The organism is Streptomyces sp. NPDC004752 (genome assembly GCF_053601275.1).
The window spans coordinates 115,994-133,974 of record NZ_JBSGBN010000001.1 but is presented as its reverse complement, the minus strand read 5'-3'; the positions used below and the strand labels follow the sequence as shown (position 1 = coordinate 133,974).

Genomic DNA, 17,981 nt, shown 5'->3' with positions numbered 1-17,981 from the left:
TTCACGCCACAATGATTCACGCCACGATCCCGGACCTCCTGTTCGCGCTTTTCCGACGCACTGTCAGTCGACGGCGTCCGCGAGGATCTCCAGGATGTGGCGGTAGGGCTTGCCCGTCGCCCGGCTCATGCCGATCTCGCAGGTGAGGTTGCATGACGCGTAGGCGTCGTGGGAACTGCGGTTGATCTCGGCCGCCTGCGCGGACGTCGCCGATTCGGTGACCTCCGGGTGCAGCAGCCCGCGGTCTCCCGCGAACGCGCAGCAGCCCCAGGAGTCGGGCACGGTCACCTCGGCGGCCACCGCGTCGGCGAGTGCGCGCAGGTCGTCGGCGATCTGGAGGTGCACGGTGGAGCACGTCGGGTGCAGCGCCAGGGACTTCACCCGGCGCGGCTCGGGCAGCGACGGCAGCACATGCTCACGGGTGAAGGTCACGCTGTCCATGAACCGCAGCGCCTCGTAGCGTGCCCGGTCCTCCTCGGGCAGCGCCCCCGCCAGCTGCTCCAGGCCGTGTGTGCAGGAGGAGGCGTCGCAGACCACGGGGAGCCGCCCGTGATCTGCCACCTCCCACAGCACCTCCAGCGTCCGGGACGCCATCGCGCGGTGCCCCTGCGTGTAGCCCTTGGACTGCCACGGCGTACCGCAGCACAGACCGGACAGGCCCTCCGGGACGGTCACCGGCACGCCCGCGCGGTCGCACAGGTGCAGGAAGGCGGCGGCGGAACCAGCGGGCCTGGAACCGGCGCGGGCGCCGGTGTGCCCGCCGGTGAAGACGCTGCCGATGCACGCGGCGAAGAACACCGCTCGCGCCTCGGGCGCCTGCCGTGGCGCGGGCCGCGCCACGCCGGGACGGGGCACACCGGCAGCCCAGTCAGGGACGAGTTCACCGGCGCCGAGCCGACGCGCCGCCAAGGTGGCGGCGCGTACCACCGGTGCGGGCGTCGCGTGGGCCGCGCTCAGCCCGAGCCGTACGCCCTTGACGGCGGCGCCCCAATGGCGGGCGGTGGCGCGCCCCGCGGCCTGGGCGAATGCGCTGTGCCGGTCGCCGCGCAGCCGCTTCATCACCGCGCCGGTGTCGATGGTGACCGGGCAGGCGGTGACGCACAGGCTGTCGGCGGCGCAACTGTCGACGCCCGCGTACGCGTAGTCCTCCTCCAGCACCTTGCGCCGCTCGTCGTCGCCCGCGGCGACCGCCAGCGCGATCTCCCGCTGCAGGGCGATGCGCTGCCGCGGGGTGGTGGTGACATCGGCCGTCGGGCAGACCGGTTCGCAGTAGCCGCACTCCACGCAGCGGTCCACGGCCGCGTCCACGGCGGGTACGTCCTTGAGCCGCCGCAGATGGACGGCCGGGTCGTCGTCCAGCAGCACGCCGGGGTTGAGCACGCCCGACGGGTCGCACAGCCGTTTGAGCTCGCGCATCACCTCGTACAGGTCATCGCCGTACTGGCGGCGGACGAAGGGCGCCATGGCGCGGCCGGTGCCGTGCTCGGCCTTGAGTGTGCCGCCCTCCCGCAGCACGAGGTCGACCATGTCGTCGGTGAAGCGCGCGTAGCGGTCGACCTCCGCGGAGGTGTCGAACCGCTGGGTGAGCATGAAGTGCAGATTGCCGTCGCGGGCGTGACCGAAGATCACCGCGTCCTGGTAGTCGTGCCGGTCGAACAGGCCGGTCAACCCCTCGCAGGTCCCGGTGAGTCGCTCCATGGGGACGGCGATGTCCTCGAGCAGCGCGGTCGTTCCCACCGGGCGCGCCCCGGCCACGGCGGTGTACAGGCCCTTGCGGGCGTGCCACAGCGCGGCCCGCTCCCGGGCGTCGCGGGTCAGCGCCGTCCCCGTCACCGCGGGCAGCGCATCGAGCACCGGGCGGGCCGCGGCCAGGACCCGCTCCAGCTCCTCGGCCCGGTCCTCGGCGAACTCGACCAGCAGGGCGGCGTGTTCATCGACCCGCAGACCGCGCAGTGCGGGGCTCGCGTCGGGCGCGACCTGCGCCACGCGCAGCGAGGCCGCATCCAGCAGCTCCGCGGTGCGGGCGCCCGCGGCGAGCAGGGCGGGCAGGGCGTCGGTCGCCTCGGCAAGCCCGGGAAGGATCAGCAGCCCGGTCGCGGAGTGCGCAAGCACCGGGACGGTACGGAACACCGCCTCGCCCACGAAGCCGAGCGTGCCCTCGCTGCCCACCATCAGATGGGCGAGCACGTCGACGGGCGAGGAGTGGTCGAGGAAGGAGTTCAGGCCGTACCCCATGGTGTTCTTCATGGCGAACAGCCGCTCCACGGTCGCCCTGGCCCGCGGCGAGGACCGGATCCTCTCGCGCAGCCGCAGCAGGCCCGCGTGCAAGTCGGGCTCACGGTCGCGCAGCCGGTCGTCGGCGTCGCGGTCGGCCGAGTCGACCACGGTGCCGGACGGCAGCACGAACTGCAGGGACTCCAGGGTCCGGTAGGCGTTGTCCCGGGTCCCGCAGTTCATGCCGCTGGAGTTGTTGGCCACCATCCCGCCGACGGTGCACGCCGACTCGCTGGCCGGGTCCGGGCCGAGCCTGCGCCCGTACCGGGCCAGCCGCGCGTTGGCCTGACGGATCGTCAGTCCTGGTTGCAGGCGGATGCGGTGGCCGTCGTCGAGCACCTCCGCCTCACGCCAGTCGGTGCGCACGTCGACCAGCACGCCGTCGCCGCCGGCCTGGCCGGAGAGGCTGGTGCCACCAGAGCGCAGGGTGAGCGGTACGCCCGCCTCCCGGGCGCCGGCCATCAGCGCCGCCACCTCCTGGGCGGACGCCGCCCGGACCACGGCCTGCGGGGTCAGCAGGTACGGGGAGGCGTCGTGGGCCAGCGCGGCCCGGCGGGGCAACTCGGCCGAGACCCGCGCCGGGTCGGCGACACACGAGCGCAGCAGCGCCACCAGGCCGGCCGCGCCCTCGCCGTCCGCTGCGGCACCTCCAGGGGTGTGGGTGGCGGACGTATGTGCGGTGGGGCGGCTCATGCGGCTTCTCCGGGACGGCGTCGTGGGCGAGGGGTTCAGGAGGTTGCGTGGCCGGCCGCGCGGCCGTCGCCGGGGGCGCCGGGACCGGGCACCCGCAGGGCACGCGGCGGCACCTTCGCCGGTTCGGGGAGCCGGAGCGGGCCGCGGCCGGGTGTGATGCTGCCCAGCAGCGAGGCATGTCGGGCGCCGGTCGCCGACGGCAGGGTCCCCGGCAGGCCGTGCACGGTGAGGAAGCCCAGCACGGCGAACGCCAGCGCCTCCTTCGCGTCGGACGGCACCCCGAGGTCGTCGCTGGACAGCAGCCGCACGCCCGGCAGTTCCTCGGCGATCATGCGCATCATGACGGGATTGTGCGCACCGCCGCCGGAGACGGCCAGCTGCGTCACGCCGCGGTCCCGGCACGCGTCGGCCACGGTGACCGCGGTCAGCCGGGTGAGCGTGGCGAGCACGTCGTGCTGGTCGAGCGCGGGCACGTCGGCGAGCGCGGCCAGCAGGTACGGCAGATGGAACAGCTCCTTGCCGGTGCTCTTGGGCGCGGGCAGCCGGTAATAGGGCTCGTCCAGCAGCCTGCGCAGCAGGGCGGGGGAGACGGTGCCGGCCGCGGCGCCGCGGCCGGACTCGTCGTACGCGGCGGCGCCCGACGTGAAGTGCCGGACGGCCGCGTCGAGCAGGGCGTTGGCGGGCCCGGTGTCGAAGGCGACCGGGTCGGCGTCGGGGGCGACCACCGTGATGTTGGCGATGCCGCCCAGATTGAGGGCCGCCGGGATTCCGGGCAGCCCGCGCAGCAGCAGCGTGTCGGTCAGACCGACCAGCGGGGCGCCCTGCCCGCCCGCGGCCACGTCACGGCTGCGCAGGTCGGACACGACCGGCAGCCCGGTGGCCTCCGCGATCCAGGCGGGCTGGCCGAGTTGCAGGGTGCCGCGCACCACGCCGTCCTGCACCCAGTGGTGCATGGTCTGGCCGTGCGAGACGACGAGGTCGGCCCGGCCGTCGCACAGCTCGGTCCGGGCGCGTACGGCGGCGTCGGCGAACGCCTGCCCGATGCCGGTGTCCAGGGCGCAGACCGCCTCCGTCGCCGTCGTCGACGGAGGCAGGGCCGCGGTGATCGCGCCGCGCAGCGCCTCGGAGTACTGCGTGCTGACCCTGCCCAGGGGCCGCATCACGAGGACATCTGCCTCCAGCGTGATGTCGGCCGCCGCGGCCTCGATCGCGTCGTAGGAAGTGCCGGACATCAGGCCGATGACACGCATGGTGCTCCAGTAGTTGGGAGGGGACGGACGTGGAACCGGGCGGGGCACGCCGGATCGCGGCGGCCCCGCCCGGAGTCGGTCAGGACCTGTCGGCCGCCGCGTCGACCGGGTCGGCGCCGACGCCGGGGTCCTTGGCGGGACCGGTACCCGGATCCACGGCGGGGGCCGCGGCCGGGGCGCCGTGGAACAGGCTCATCACACCGCCGACGGCGAGCGTCACCACGACGCCGATCGGCACCAGCCATTGCGCGGCGATCGCGGTGGGCACGGTCGCTCCCGCCACGGTCACGTCGATCTTCACGCCGCGCACGATGTACGTCATGACGGCCACGGTCACCACGAACGCGACCACCGCGTCGATCTCGTTGGCCCGCTTGACCAGTCGGCCCAGCAGGAACGCGCCGAGCAGCGCGCCGTAGGTGTATCCGGCGATGGTCAGGCCGGTCAGATAGACATTGCCGGAGCTGGTGCTGAAGGCGCAGGCGAACAGCGCCATGAGCACCGCCCACACCAGGGTCATGACCCTGGCCAGTTTCAGCAGCGTCTCGTCGGAGGGCGTCCGCTTGAACAGGTTGTGTGTGATGTCGGAGACGGTGGAGTTCGACATCGAGTTCAGCGCGGAGGACAGCGAGCCCATCGCGGCGCCCAGGATGCCGGCCACCAGCAGGCCCGAGATGCCGACCGGCAGGCTGTGCAGGATGAACTGCGGGTAGAGGTTGTCGGAGCTGCTCAGGCCGAGCTCCTTGAAGCTGCGGCCCTTGTTGTACGACCACAGCAGGGCGCCGACCAGGGAGAAGGCGGCGAACTGGATCGTGACGAAGACACCGGAGGCGATCATCGCCTTCTGGCCGTCCCGCAGGGTGCGGGTGGCCAGGATGCGCTGCACGATCAGCTGGTCGGAACCGTGGCTGGCCATGGCGAAGATCGCGCCGCCGAGGATCGCGGTGGGCAGCGCGAACGAGCTGGTGAGCACGTGCTCCAGGCCGAAGTCGGTGTCGAACAGCCTGAACTGCCCGGCGTGCAGGGCGTCGGAGAAGCCGCTGCCGCCGACGTGTCCGGTGAGCACCGCGATCGCGAGGATGGCGCCGCCGAGGTAGAGGCCCATCTGGATGGCGTCGGTCCAGATGACCGCCTTGATGCCGCCGAGGTAGGTGTAGACGACGGTGATCAGGGTCAGCACCAGGATGATGACCTTGTAACCGGTGTGCACGCCGAGTTCGTCGAGCAGCAGCTTGATGGGGATGGCCGACGCGAACAGCCGCACGCCTTCGGCGAGCAGCCGGGTGAACACGAAGGTGACCGACGCCAGGCCCTGCAGCTTCAACCCGAAGCGGTGCCCGAGGTACTGGTAGGCGCTGACGAAACCGCCCCGCTTGTACAGCGGGATCAGTACGGTGGCCACCACGATGCGGCCGATGACATAGCCGAGGGCGAGCTCGACGTTGCCGAAGCCCTGGCCGCTGTACGCGCCGCCGGGGACGCTGATGACGGTCAGGACGCTGGTCTCGGTGGCGACCACCGAGAACGAGACGGTCCACCAGGGCATGTGCCCCTCGCCGACGAAGTAGTCCTTGGCGGACTTCTGTCGTCCGGCAAGACGCAGGCCGATCCATGCGATGGCGACGAGGTAGACGGCGATCACCACGAGGTCGAGTTGACGCACGCTCACTCCTTACAACTGGCCGGTGGTGTCACCGGGGACGATGGGGTCGGCGGGGCCGCGTCGGCCGGAGGGGTGGTCCGGCCCGAGCGGTACGGCCCCGGCCACTCAGAGCTCCGAACGGAATGGGCGCCCGGCGTGCGGCTGATCGGACTCTCATTCTGTTCGGAGCTCTCAGGGCGATGTCGCGCGAACGGACGGGCGGCCGACGCGGACGAGGAAGGGTTCGTGGGAGGCGCAGCCGCCGAGGGCCAGGCGCCGCGCGCCGTCGAGCGGGTCACCGAGCGCCGGCCGGATCTCCAGCCGCGGCGTGGACCGCGCGAGCAGCGCGTGCAGGGGGTCGGTCAGGGGCGCGCCCAGATGGGTCAGGCCGCCGGTGAGCGCGACGGGCACCGGCCCGTCGCCGGCCACGGTCCGTGCCGCCGCGACGACTGCTTCGGCCAGCGCGGCGGCCGCCTCGCGCAGGACGGCGGCGGCGATCGCGTCGCCGGCGGTCGCCGCCTGGGCGACGCGGGGGGCGAAGGACGCCGCGGCCCGCGCCGGGTTGCCCGTGCCGCCGACGGCGTGGGGCAACTGGTCCAGCGGTCCGAACATGCTCGCGGCCGCCTCGGTGAGGGCGGTCGCGGGGCCGCGGCCGTCGTGGGCGCGCAGCGCGGCGCGCAGGCCCGCGCGGCCGATCCACGCGCCGCTGCCCTCGTCGCCGAGCCAGGGGCCCCAGCCGTCGACACGGGTGAAGGTCTTGCCGCCGAGGCCGATGGTGACGGCGCCGGTGCCCGCGGCCAGCACGACACCGGTGGACCCGCCGAGGGCGCCGGCGTGCGCGGTCACCGCGTCGCTGGTGACCGCGGTCCGGTCGGTGGGCAGCGCGTCCTGGAGCAGTCCGGCGAGCTCGCGGGCGGCGGCGGGAGCCGAGGCGGCACCGGCCGCGCCCACACAGACGCAGGCCAGACGGTCCCCGCCGAGGTGCGCCAGCAGCGGACGGGCCGCGCCGAGCACCGACGACACGGCCGCCGCAACCCCGCCGGACTCGGCCAGACCCGGGGCGCCGGGCGCCTCGCCCGCCGCCACGGCCTTGCCTGCCGTGCCGTCCCAGATCTGGGCGCGACAGCCGGTCTTGCCGAGATCCACGGCCAGTACCGCCGACATCTCCCCTGCCTTTCCCTTGCCGTTTCGGACCGCGGTGCGTGCGCCGTGACCTGTGGCGACGGCATGCAGTGCGGTCGAGCGAGTATCGGAGCAACATCCTCCGGCTGTCAATAAGTAACTTTGAACCACAAGGTACGTAACTTTTTGCCATCCGGTGCCCTGGGAGACTACGCTGACGCCGACCCACCCAGGAGGATCCATGGCCCGCCAGGTCTCACGTCGCACACCGGCGGAGGCGTCGCACGACCCCGCCGCGGTAGACGTCCTCAAGCGCATCCGCACCGCGCTGCCCGACCTGGCACCGTCCGAGCGGCGCGTGGCCGACGCCGTGCTGGCCGACCCGGCCCAGGCGGCGGGCCTGGCCATCAGCGCGCTGGCCGAGCGGGCCACCACCTCGGCGGCCACGGTCATGCGCTTCTGCCGGGCGGTCGGCCTGACCCACTATCCCCAACTGCGGCTGGCCCTGGCCGCGGCGGCGGCGCACGAGAACGCCCTGGGCGGCGACCGCCCCGCGCTCGGCACCGACATAGGTCTCGGCGACCGACTGGAAGACGTCGTCCGCAAGATCATCTACAACGAGGTCCGGGCGCTGGAGGAGTCCTGCGCCGGCCTCGACGTCGCCGAACTGGGCCGCGCGGTGGACGCCGTCGCCAGCGCCCGCAGGATCGACATCTTCGGCGTCGGCGCGAGCGCGTTCGTCGGTCAGGACCTGCGGCAGAAGCTGCACCGCATGGGGCTGATCGCCTTCATCTGGACCGATGTGCACGCGGCGCTGACGGCGGCGGCCCTGCTCGGCCCCGGCGACGTGGCCGTGGCGATCTCCCACTCCGGCGAGACCGTCGACGCCGTCGAGCCCCTGGAGGCGGCGGGCGAACTCGGCGCCACCACCGTGGCCCTCACCAACTTCCCCCGATCGAGCCTGGCCGAGAGCGCCGACATCGTGCTGACCACCTGCGCCCGCGAGACCCCGTTCCGGTCCGGCGCCACGGTCAGCCGCATCGCCCAACTCGCAGTCGTGGACTGCCTGTTCGTCGGGGTGGCGCAGCGCTCCTTCGACGTCACGGCCACCGCCCTGCAGCGGACCTACGGCGCGGTGCAACGGCGCAAGCGCCCGGCCGGCCGCCGCACCCAGTCCGGCGGCTGACCGCCGCCCGCACCACCCGGAAAGGAACCACCCCACGTGGACCTCAGCACGCTGGGCGGCCTCGGCACCGAGAGCCGCAACGAGCGCACCGCCGACCTCGACGCCATGCCGGTGACGGACCTGCTCACCGCCATGAACGACGAGGACCAGACCGTCGCCCTCGCGGTGCGCCGGGCGCTGCCGAAGATCACCGAGGCTGTGGCGGCCGCCGAGGCGTCGCTGCGGCAGGGCGGCCGGCTGATCTACCTCGGTGCCGGCACCAGCGGCCGGGTCGGCCTGCTGGACGCCGTCGAGTGCCCGCCGACCTTCGGCACCGCGCCGGAGCAGGTCATGGGCCTGCTCGCGGGCGGCCCCGGCGCGTTCATCACCGCCGTCGAGGGCGCCGAGGACGACCCGCAGGGCGCGGTGGCCGATCTTGGGGCCGTCGGGCTCCGCGCCGCCGACATCCTCGTCGGCCTGGCCGCGAGCGGCCGCACGCCCTACGTGGTGGGCGGCCTGCGGTACGCGCGCGAGATCGGTGCCGCCACCGTGTCCGTCGCCTGCAACGCCGACGCCGAGGTGAGCCGGCACGCCGACATCGCCATCGAGGTCGTCACCGGACCCGAGGTGCTGACCGGCTCCACCCGTCTGAAGGCCGGCACCGCGCAGAAGCTCGTCTGCAACATGCTCTCCACGGCCACGATGGTCCGGCTGGGCAAGGTCTACCGGAACCTCATGGTCGACGTGCGCGCCACCAACGCCAAGCTGGTCGACCGGGCCCGGCGGATCGTCGTCCAGGCCACCGGGGCCGCTCCCGAGGACGCGGAGCGGGCCCTGACGGAAGCCGACGGCCACGCCAAGACCGCGATCGTGATGCTGCTGGGCGGCCTGACCCGCGACGAGGCGGCCGAGGCGCTGCGGCGCGCCGACGGCAGCATCCGGTCCGCGGTGGGAACCGGCACGGTGACCCAGCCCGGATGAGGCGCGCGGGCCGACCCGGCCCGGACCTGCGGCCACCGTCCGTCGCCACCAGAGGAGTCGAGCGGCAACGAGACGGTGGCCGCGGCCGGGCGTCGGCCGCCCCTGCCGGGCGGCCACCGCCTCAGCGGGGGAGTGCGGCAACGACGTCGATCTCCACGAGGATGTCCATCAGGTCCGACCCGACCGTGGTGCGCACCGGGTACGGCTCGGTGAAGAACCTCCGGTAGACCGCATCGTAGGCCGCGAAGTCGCGGCGCAGATGCTGGAGATGGACCGTCACCTTGACCACGTCGTCCGTGCTGAGCCCGCGCGCCGCGAGCACCGCCCGCACATTGCGCAGGACCTGCGCCGTCTGCTCCTGAACCGTCTCGGGCACCGCACCCGTCCTCGGGTCCTGCGGGCCGAACCCGGCCGTGAAGAGCAGCCCTGCCGCCACCACGCCCTGGCTGTACGCCCCCGCGGGGCGCGGTGCGTCCTCGGTCCGCACCGCCTGCTTGCCGTGCCCGCTCATCGCGTCAGGTCTCCCTCGCGCTCGTTGACCGCGGCGAAGTGCCGCAGCTTGTCCTCGTCCACGGTGACGCCGAGGCCGGGTCCTTCCGGTACCCGCAGCCGCCCGTTCTCCAGTTGCAGCGGCTCGATGATGTCGTCGGCGTGCAGGTAGTACATGCTGTCGATGGCGCGCGAGAGCACCGGCGTGCCGGCGACGACCGCGAGGTGCGCCGCGGTCGCGATGCCCAACTCCCCGCCGCTGTGCAGGTTCATGCCGAGCCCGAAGGTCTCGCAGTGTGCGGCGAGCGCCTTGGTGGCCGCGATGCCGCCCCACTTGTAGACGTCACCGTGGATGACGTCGACGGCGTTCAGCCGTACCGCGGGAGCGAACTCCTCGAACCGCACCACGCACATGTTGGTGCACAGCGGGATCCGGACCTTCGCCTTCACCTGGCTCATGCCCTCGATGCCCGAGCAGGGGTCCTCCAGGTACTCCAGGTCCAGCTCCTCCAGGGCGATGCCCGCCCGCACCGAGTCCGGCACCGACCAGGCCGCGTTGGGGTCGACCCGCAGGTTCACCTCGGGAAGCACCGCCCGCAGCGCCCGCAGGATGGCCACGTCCCCTCGGACGTCCCTGGTGCCCTTGAGCTTGACGGCGTCGAAGCCGCCCTCCTCGACCACCCGCACCGCGTGCTCGGCGAGCGCCCCGGCCAGCGCGGTGCCGCTCGCCCCGGCGGCGTCCGCGCGGGTGATCAGGGCCGTGATCGGGACCTCGTCGCGCACCCGGCCGCCCAGCAGGTCGGTCACCGGCAGGCCGGTCGCCTTGCCCATCGCGTCCCAGCACGCCACGTCGAGGGCGGCGAGCGCCGCGTAGCCGAGGTAGCCGTGGAAGAAGGGCACCATGTGGTGCCTGCGGTGGAAGCTCTCCAGCGCGAACGGGCTGGTGCCGATCAGGTCCTTCCCCAGCGACTCGACGATCGCGGCGACCGGCCGCCCCCACATCGTCTCGCCCCAGCCCTCGACGCCGCTGTCGGTACGGATGCGGACCACCGTGCGGGTCTCTCCCGTCTTCGTCTCGAAAGAGCTGGTGAACGGGTTGACCAGCGGGAGGTTGACCACCCACACGTCAACATCGACGATCTTCATGCTTCTTCTCTCCAACTCGATGGTGCTCGGTGGTGCCGGGCCCAGTGGTCCCGGGCTCGGTGGTGCCGGGTTCAGTGGTGACAGGCGCGGTGGTGACAGGCGCGGTGGTGTCGGGCTCAGTAGTTGCAGGCGCGGCGGTGTCGGGCTCTGGGGTGGCAGTGGCCGGGGCTCAGCGAGTGGCCGCATCGAACGCCCGGATCGCGTGGGCCAGCCCGGCGGCCCGCGCCTCCAGCAGCCGGTGGCCGCGCGCCGCGTCGGCCGCCGAGGCGTCGTCGGTCGCCCCGCCGACCCTGGCCCACTCGCCGTGGCGCTCCACGGTCAGGCCCGGATGGGGCGGGTTGTCGAACAGCGGCGGCGGCTCCACCGGCGCGCGCGGCGGGATGGGGGTACGGACGAGGCGCGGATGGGCCGCCAGCATCAGCGACGTCTCGAACCAGCCGGCGTGCCCCGGCGTGACCTCGGGACGCTCGTCGTCGTCCTCCCCGGCAGTCACCGTCCAGTACGAGCAGGCCGCGGCGGTCACATCGTGGCGCAGCGCGAACCGCTTGACGGCCAGCCGCATGATCTCGTCGTTCCCGCCGTGCCCGTTGACCACCATGACCCGGCGGTAGCCGGAGGTGGCCAGCGAGTCCAGGACGTCGTCGAGAACCGCCCCCAGGGTGGCCGCACCGAGCGACACCGCGGCCGCGAACAGGTGGTGCGGGCTGTGGCCGAAGGGCAGCGCGGGCAGCCGCACCAGCTCCGGGGCGTCGTCGTCCTGCGCGAGCAGGGCAGTGGCTCCGTCGAGCACCGCTTCCGCGAGCAGGGTGTCGGTGCCCATCGGCAGGTGGGCGGCGTGCTGCTCCTGGGACCCGATGGGGAGCAGCGCGATTCCCCGGGCCCCGGCCGCCCGCACCTCCTGCCAGGTCGACTCGGCCAGTTTCCAATGGATCACGGCTCTACCTTCCTGAATGCCGGTCGTGGCAGAGTCGGGCCATGACCGATGAACGTTTCCCCCTGCGACTGGTGCCCGAGCTCGAACCGCAACCGGTCGCACCGCGTGCTCCGCGCAGGCTGGGGGCGGTCGAGCTGGTGCCCGGACGGATCAGGGCCGCGGTCCTGGACATGTCCGGCGCGGTGCTGGAGCGGACCGAGACCGGGTACGACGCGGCCACCGCGCTGCCCGCCGACCTCGACGCGGCGCTGGCCCGCGCCGCCCGGGTGTTCGCCGACGGCCCGCCGCAGGGCATCGGTGTGGCGGCGGCCGGGCTGGTCGACCCCGACGCGGGGCTGATCACCGAGGTCAACGACGTGCCGGCGCTGCGCGGTTATCCGGTGGTGGAGCGGCTGCGGGCGCTGACCGGGGTGCCGGTCAGGGTGGAGCACCACGCCAGGCTTCAGGTGCTCGGCGACCGGTGGTTCGGTCCCGGCCGCGGCCGGCGTACGTTCGCGTCGGTCTCGACCGGGGAAGTTCTGGGCGTGGGCATCCTCTACGCCGGCCGGGTGCTCGCCCCGCCCGGCGGTCGCAGCGGCGCCCATATGACCGTCTCGGCCAGCGGGGAGCGCTGCACCTGCGGCAGCCGCGGCTGCTGGAAGACCGTCGCCACCACCCGCTGGCTGCAGGCCAGGGCGCGGACCGCCGGCCTGGGCCAGGCGATGTCGCTCGCCACCCTGGTGGCACGCGAGGACGAAGCGGCGCGGCAGGTGCTGGCCGAGTACGCGGAGAACGTCGTGCTGGGCCTGGTGAACATTCAGCAGCTCTTCGCACCCGGCCTGTTCGTGCTGCACGGCGAGGCGCGTGAGGGCGGCGAGCGGTTCCGCGGACTGATCGAGCAGCGGCTGCGTTCGGATGTGGTGTGGGCGGGCGCGGAGCAGCCGCGGGTCGTGGTGAGCACGGCCGCCGTCGACGATGTGGCGCTGCTCGGCGGCGCCGGGATGGTGCTCTCGCAGATGTAGCGAAGGCGCCGCCGAGTGGCGGCCCCGCTCGTCCCCGGTCATCGCCCGTCCCTCGCGGATGCCGGGCCGCCGCCGTCGCCCGCCTCGCCGACACCGGCACCGGTGTTGGTGCTCGTCGCGGTGGCGGTCGCGGTGGCGCGGGCCCGGCGGCCCCGGCGCGGATCGGGCACCGGAACCGCGTCCAGCAGTTGCCGGGTGTACGGGTGCCGGGGGTGGCGCAGCACCTGCGCGGCCTCGCCGACCTCGACCAGCCGGCCCTGCCGCATCACGGCGATCCGGTCGGCCACCTGCTGCACGACCGCGAGGTTGTGGGAGACGAAGAAGTAGGTGAGCCCGCGCCGCTGCTGGAGTTCGGCGAGCAGATCGAGGATGCGGGCCTGCACCGACACATCCAGGGCGCTGGTCGGCTCGTCCAGCACGATCAGCCGGGGTTCGACGGCCAGGGCGCGCGCGATGGAGATGCGCTGGCGCTGCCCGCCGGAGAACTCGTGCGGGTAGCGGTCCTGGATGTCGGCGTCCAGGCCGACGGACTCCAGCAGCGCGCCGACCCGTTCCCGGACGTATCGCCGGCCGCTGCGACCGCGGGCCTCGGGATCGTGGGTGACCATCGGCTCCGCCACGATGCCGGCGATGTTCAGACGCGGGTTCATGCTGGAGTACGGGTCCTGTAGGACGACCTGGAACTGGCGGCGCAGGCGGCGCAGTTCGGCCGGGGCGAGGGCGGCGAGGTCCTGCCCGTCGAAGTGCACGCTGCCGGCGGTGGGTTCCTCCAGCCGCAGCAGCAGCCGGGTCAGCGTGGTCTTGCCGCAGCCCGACTCGCCGACCAGCGCGAGCGTCTCGCCCTCACCGACCGTCAGCGACACGTCGTCCACCGCGACGCTTGCGTGCCGCCCGCCGAACTCCTTGCGCAGTTCTGCCAGTTCCAGGAGCGGCCGGCGGGTCTCGGGTGCCGTTGCGGCTTTGGTCGTCATGCCGGCTCCAGTCGGGGGGTGGCGGCCAGCAGCCGGCGCGTGTAGTCGTCGGAGGGGCGGTGGAAGACGTCGAGTACGTCGCCGGTCTCCACGACGCGGCCCTGGTGCATGACGGCCAGCCGGTCGGCGGTCTCCGCGACCACGCCGAGGTCATGGGTGATCAGCAGGACGGCCATGCCGTGCCGCTCTTGCAGGGAGACGAGCAGATCGAGGATCTGCCGCTGCACGGTGACGTCCAGTGCGGTGGTCGGCTCGTCGGCGATGAGCACGCGGGGCCGGCCCACCAGGGCGCCGGCGATCATCACGCGCTGCCGCAGGCCGCCGGAGAGCTCGTGCGGGTACTGCCGGAACCGGCGTTCGGGGTCGGGGATCCCGACCTCGTCCAGCGCCTCGACGGCCGCCGCGTCGGCCGCCGCGCGGGACAGGCCCTGGTGGTGGCGGAGCACCTCGGCGACCTGGGTGCCGACCCGGCGCAGCGGGTCGAGGCTGGTCATCGGGTCCTGGAAGACCATGGCGATGTCCTGTCCCCTGATCCTGCCGAGTTCCTTCTCGGAGACGGTGAGCAGATCGCGCCCGTCGAAGAGGATCCGGCCGCCCGCGTAGACGCAGGGGGGCTGCGGGTTGAGCCGCAGCACGGACAGCGAGGTGGCCGTCTTGCCGCTGCCGGACTCGCCGACGACGGCGAGCGTCTCGCCCTGCGCGAGGCGCAGGTTCACGCCGCGGACGGCGTGCACGGTGGTGGTGTCCAGCCGGAAGTCGACGCTCAGGTCGGCGATCTCCAGGACCGGCTCGGTGGTCGGCTTGCCGCCGATGGTCATCGGCTTGTCAGTGGTCATCGGCGGTACGCCTTCGGGTCCGCGACGTCCCGCAGGGCGTCGCCGGTGATGTTGACGGCGAGCGAGGTGAGCATCAGGGCGATGCCGGGAAAGACCGCGACCCACCACGACGTGCCGAGGTACAGCTGGCCGTCGGCGAGCATCGACCCCCAGGTGACGGTCTCCTTGGGCACGCCCAGTCCCAGGTAGCTCAGGGACGCCTCGGCGACGATCGCGGCGGCGACGTGCAGCGTCCCGATGGTGGCCAGCGGCGCCAGCACGTTGGGCAGCAGATGGCGGCGCATGATGGCCACGTCGGTGACGCCGATCGCCCGTGCCTCGGTGACGAAGTCGCGGGAGCGCAGCGACATCACCTCCGAGCGGATCACCCGGGCGTACGACACCCAGCCGGTGATGCCCAGCACGAGGATGACGTACCACAGGCCGGAGCCGAAGAACCCGACGACGGCCAGCGCCAGCAGGATCGAAGGGAAGGCGAGCTGGACGTCCGCCAGCCGCATCAGCACCCGGTCCGGCCAGCCGCCGAAGTACCCGGCGGCCAGCCCGACCACGGTGCCGATCACGCCGGCGAGCAGTGCCGCTCCGGCGCCGACAAGCAGCGAGACGCGGGTGCCGTGGACGACCCGGGAGAGCATGTCACGGCCGAGCTGGTCGGTGCCCAGCAGATGGGCGGCACTGCCGCCGTGCTGCCAGGCGGGCGGCTTCAGCCGCATCAGCAGGTCCTGCGCGTTCGGGTCGGCAGGCGCGAGCAGCGGGGCGAACACCGCGGCGACCAGGAGGACCGCCAGGACGACGAGCGCCGCCACGGCGAGTCTGTTGCGCAGCAGGGTGCCCAGCGCGGCGGGGCGCCGGCCGCGCTTCGCCTCGGCTGCGGGGCCCGCGGTGGGCGCGGCTTGCGAGGTCAGGGTCATCGGGAGGTCCTCACCCTCGGGTCGAGGAGGCTGTAGGAGAGGTCGACCAGCAGGTTGACCACGACGAACGTGGCCGCGAAGAACAGCACGGCCGCCTGGACCAGGGGGAAGTCGCGGTTGGAGATGGCCTCGATGGTCAGCTGGCCGACGCCGGGCCAGGAGAAGACCCGTTCGGTGAGGATCGCGCCGCCCAGCAGGCTGCCGACCTCCAGTCCGATCACGGTGACCACCGGCAGCGACGCGTTGCGCAGGCCGTGCGTGAGCACCGTCTTCACTGGGCCGAAGCCCTTGGCGCGGGCGGTGCGGATGTGGTCGGACGAGAGCACGTCGATCAGCGACGAGCGCAGCAGCCGGGCGACGACCGCGACGGAGTAGACGGACAGGGTGACGGCGGGCAGCACGAGGTGGGCGAAGGTGCCGTACCCGGAGGCGGGCAGGGCGTGCAGTCCCACGGCGAACACCAGGATCAGCAGGATGCCCACCCAGAACGGCGGGGTGGACTGCCCGAGCAGGACGCCGGTCATGATGCCGCGGTCCGAGGCGCGGCCGCGGCGCATGGCCGCCACGATGCCGGCCGGCAGGGCGATGACGAGCGTCACCAGCAGGGCCGCGGCGGCGAGTTCCAGGGTGGCCGGCAGCCGCTCGGCCAGCACCTGGCCGACGGGCTCGTTGTAGGAGATGGAGTTGCCGAAGTCGAAGCGGAGCAGGCCCCACAGGAAGTCGAGGTACTGCGTGATCAGGGGCCGGTCGAGGCCGAGGCCGGCCCGCAGGACCGACTCCTGTTGGGCCGTGGCGTCCGGCGGGAGCAGCTGCTTGACCGGGTCGCCGGACAGCCGGACGAGGAAGAAGGAGACGGTCGCCGTGCACAGCAGCACGAGCAGCGCGGTGCCGATCCGGACCAGGACGGCGCGCAGCAGTCCGGCGCGGGCGGCCGGCCCCGGCCGGCTCGTCCCCGTCGCGCGCGGCGGCCGGAGGGTGAGGTCGCTCATCGGGAGATCTCCGCACTCTGCATGGCCAGCACACCGGCGGACCCCGGCTTCCAGCGGGGGCGGTTGTTGCGGGCGTAGATGTTGTCGATCTGGTAGAGGGGGACGAACGGGGCCTCCCGCTGGATCAGCCGCTGGAGGTCGAAGAAGGCGCGCTTGCGTTCCGCGGGGTCCTCGGAGAGTTCCTCGATGTCGACGAGGCGGTCCGCGTCCTTGTCGTGCCATCTGCTCTGGCGGCGGTCGCTGCGGACGTTGGACTGGAGCATGCTCTCCCCGTCCAGCGTCCAGACGGTGCTCGCGGCCAGGTACATCGGTCCCAGTGCGCCGTGGTCGTCGGAGGTGAGCCGGTCGGCGTAGGTCCCGGGGTCCAGGAGCCGGACCTTGGCGTGCACACCGGCCCGGGACAGCAGGCCGGAGAGCGCCTCCGCGACGTTGGAGTCGACGTTGGAGGCGGTCAGCGTGGTCGAGAAGCCGTGCGGGTGTCCGGCCTCGGCGAGGAGCCTTCGGGCGGTGTCCACGGAGCGGGTGAACGGCTTGAGTGAGGGGTCGAAGCCGAACGCCCCGCGCGGGATCATCGCGGGCACCTCGGTGGCCTTGCCGCCGAGCACCGCCTTGATCAGCAGCGGGACGTCCACGGCGTGGTTGAGCGCCTGGCGCACCCGGCGGTCCTTCAGGGGCCCGTTCTCCAGGGTGTTCAGCGACAGGTAGGAGGTCCTGATGCCGGTGTGGCCGTCCAGCCGGACGCCGCCGTAGCCGTCCAACTGCTGTGCCGCGTCAGGGGTGAGGCCGGCCACGAGGTCGACCTGGCCGCTCTGGAGCGAGGCGAGCGAGGACGAGGGGTTGGGCTGGGGTCTGAACACCAGCTCGTCCACGTGCGGGCGCCCCTGCCAGTGGCCGGGGAAGGCGCGCATCCGCAGCTCGTGGTCTCGCTGCCAGCGGACGAAGGTGAAGGGCCCGGTGCCGACGGGGTGTTCGGCGAACCCCGTGTCCCCGACGGAGGCCAGGTAGCGCGGGGGAACGACCACGCCGCCGAAGAGCGAGAGCTTGTCCGGCAGGATCGGGTCGTGCACGGTCGTGTGCACGTCCACGGTGAGCGGGTCGACGACCAAGACGTCCTTCACGTAGCGGAGTTCGACGATGGGCGACTTGGTCGCTGGGTCGAGAACGCGCTCGATGCTGAACTTGACGGCTGCCGCGTCGCACGGCTCGCCGTTGTGGAAGGTGACGCCGGGGCGCAGCGTGAAGCGCCAGGTTCTCGCCCCGCTGGCCGTCCAGGACAGGGCGAGCCGCGGCTGCAGGAGGTTGTCCATGCCCCGCGTGGTGAGCGTGTCGAACATGTTGATCAGGGCGTTCATGGAAAACATGTCGCCCTGTTTGTGCGGGTCCATGGTCTTGGGATCACTGGACTGGGACACCCGCAGGACGTTTCCCGCGCTGCTCGCGGGGCCGGTGCCGCACCCGGTGAGCATCGCGGGAGCCGCGAGGGCCGGGATCATCAGGCCGCCGAGCCGCAGGATGTCGCGCCGGGCCGGGCGCATGCGGTCCACGCTCCTCGCTTGACGAAGACGTTTCATTGGGCA

At 73.0% G+C, this 17,981-nt stretch carries 15 protein-coding genes; 3 read left to right on the top strand and 12 right to left on the bottom strand.

Annotated elements, in window-relative coordinates:
- Positions 1-63: 63 nt before the first annotated feature.
- The 4 genes from ACWEKM_RS00595 to ACWEKM_RS00580 form a co-directional block, all read right to left on the bottom strand.
- A complete protein-coding gene (locus ACWEKM_RS00595) occupies positions 64-2,967 on the bottom strand; it encodes an FAD-binding and (Fe-S)-binding domain-containing protein (RefSeq protein ID WP_451618929.1) in 2,904 nt (967 codons plus the stop codon).
- A gap of 35 nt (positions 2,968-3,002) precedes the next feature.
- Positions 3,003-4,217: an anhydro-N-acetylmuramic acid kinase gene (locus tag ACWEKM_RS00590; RefSeq protein WP_451618928.1), complete on the bottom strand. Its 1,215-nt coding sequence runs from the start codon at positions 4,215-4,217 to the stop codon at positions 3,003-3,005.
- 79 nt (positions 4,218-4,296) lie between these two features.
- Positions 4,297-5,880, bottom strand: coding sequence for a sodium:solute symporter (locus tag ACWEKM_RS00585; RefSeq protein WP_451618927.1), 1,584 nt, complete (start codon positions 5,878-5,880; stop codon positions 4,297-4,299).
- 171 nt (positions 5,881-6,051) lie between these two features.
- Positions 6,052-7,023: an N-acetylglucosamine kinase gene (locus ACWEKM_RS00580; protein ID WP_451618926.1), complete on the bottom strand. Its 972-nt coding sequence runs from the start codon at positions 7,021-7,023 to the stop codon at positions 6,052-6,054.
- Positions 7,024-7,222: 199 nt separating this feature from the next.
- Here ACWEKM_RS00580 and ACWEKM_RS00575 point away from each other — a divergent pair, with 199 nt between their 5' ends.
- Positions 7,223-8,167, top strand: coding sequence for a MurR/RpiR family transcriptional regulator (locus ACWEKM_RS00575; protein ID WP_451618925.1), 945 nt, complete (start codon positions 7,223-7,225; stop codon positions 8,165-8,167).
- A 36-nt stretch (positions 8,168-8,203) separates the two neighbouring features.
- Positions 8,204-9,127, top strand: coding sequence for an N-acetylmuramic acid 6-phosphate etherase (murQ, locus tag ACWEKM_RS00570; RefSeq protein ID WP_451618924.1), 924 nt, complete (start codon positions 8,204-8,206; stop codon positions 9,125-9,127).
- 121 nt (positions 9,128-9,248) lie between these two features.
- Here the strand turns inward: murQ and ACWEKM_RS00565 are convergent, their stop codons facing one another.
- From ACWEKM_RS00565 to ACWEKM_RS00555, 3 genes are all read right to left on the bottom strand, one after another.
- Positions 9,249-9,638, bottom strand: coding sequence for a RidA family protein (locus tag ACWEKM_RS00565; protein ID WP_451618923.1), 390 nt, complete (start codon positions 9,636-9,638; stop codon positions 9,249-9,251).
- Positions 9,635-10,762: a mandelate racemase/muconate lactonizing enzyme family protein gene (locus tag ACWEKM_RS00560; RefSeq protein ID WP_451618922.1), complete on the bottom strand. Its 1,128-nt coding sequence runs from the start codon at positions 10,760-10,762 to the stop codon at positions 9,635-9,637. The genes ACWEKM_RS00565 and ACWEKM_RS00560 overlap by 4 nt, the downstream gene beginning before the upstream one ends.
- Positions 10,763-10,931: 169 nt before the next feature.
- Positions 10,932-11,696: a creatininase family protein gene (locus ACWEKM_RS00555; RefSeq protein ID WP_451618921.1), complete on the bottom strand. Its 765-nt coding sequence runs from the start codon at positions 11,694-11,696 to the stop codon at positions 10,932-10,934.
- 41 nt (positions 11,697-11,737) lie between these two features.
- Here ACWEKM_RS00555 and ACWEKM_RS00550 point away from each other — a divergent pair, with 41 nt between their 5' ends.
- A complete protein-coding gene (locus ACWEKM_RS00550) occupies positions 11,738-12,697 on the top strand; it encodes an ROK family protein (RefSeq protein ID WP_451618920.1) in 960 nt (319 codons plus the stop codon).
- Positions 12,698-12,735: 38 nt separating this feature from the next.
- On the opposite strand, the gene ACWEKM_RS00545 is transcribed toward ACWEKM_RS00550, so the two are convergent.
- Genes ACWEKM_RS00545 through ACWEKM_RS00525 form a run of 5 tightly spaced genes read right to left on the bottom strand, consistent with a single transcriptional unit; the run spans position 12,736 to position 17,939 of the window.
- Positions 12,736-13,668 carry an ATP-binding cassette domain-containing protein gene (locus ACWEKM_RS00545; RefSeq protein ID WP_451618919.1) on the bottom strand — a complete coding sequence of 311 codons (933 nt, stop codon included), beginning with the start codon at positions 13,666-13,668 and terminating at the stop codon, positions 12,736-12,738.
- Entirely contained in the window at positions 13,665-14,504 is an 840-nt protein-coding gene (locus ACWEKM_RS00540; protein ID WP_451618918.1) for an ATP-binding cassette domain-containing protein, read from the bottom strand. Before ACWEKM_RS00540 ends, ACWEKM_RS00545 begins: the two co-directional genes overlap by 4 nt.
- Positions 14,501-15,415: an ABC transporter permease gene (locus ACWEKM_RS00535; protein WP_451618917.1), complete on the bottom strand. Its 915-nt coding sequence runs from the start codon at positions 15,413-15,415 to the stop codon at positions 14,501-14,503. The genes ACWEKM_RS00540 and ACWEKM_RS00535 overlap by 4 nt, the downstream gene beginning before the upstream one ends.
- Positions 15,412-16,404 (bottom strand): ABC transporter permease, encoded by a 993-nt coding sequence (locus tag ACWEKM_RS00530; RefSeq protein ID WP_451618916.1) that lies wholly within the window; start codon positions 16,402-16,404, stop codon positions 15,412-15,414. The genes ACWEKM_RS00535 and ACWEKM_RS00530 overlap by 4 nt, the downstream gene beginning before the upstream one ends.
- Complete coding sequence (locus ACWEKM_RS00525) at positions 16,401-17,939, bottom strand: ABC transporter substrate-binding protein (RefSeq protein ID WP_451618915.1); 1,539 nt, start codon at positions 17,937-17,939, stop codon at positions 16,401-16,403. The genes ACWEKM_RS00530 and ACWEKM_RS00525 overlap by 4 nt, the downstream gene beginning before the upstream one ends.
- Between the last annotated feature and the right edge of the window lie 42 nt (positions 17,940-17,981).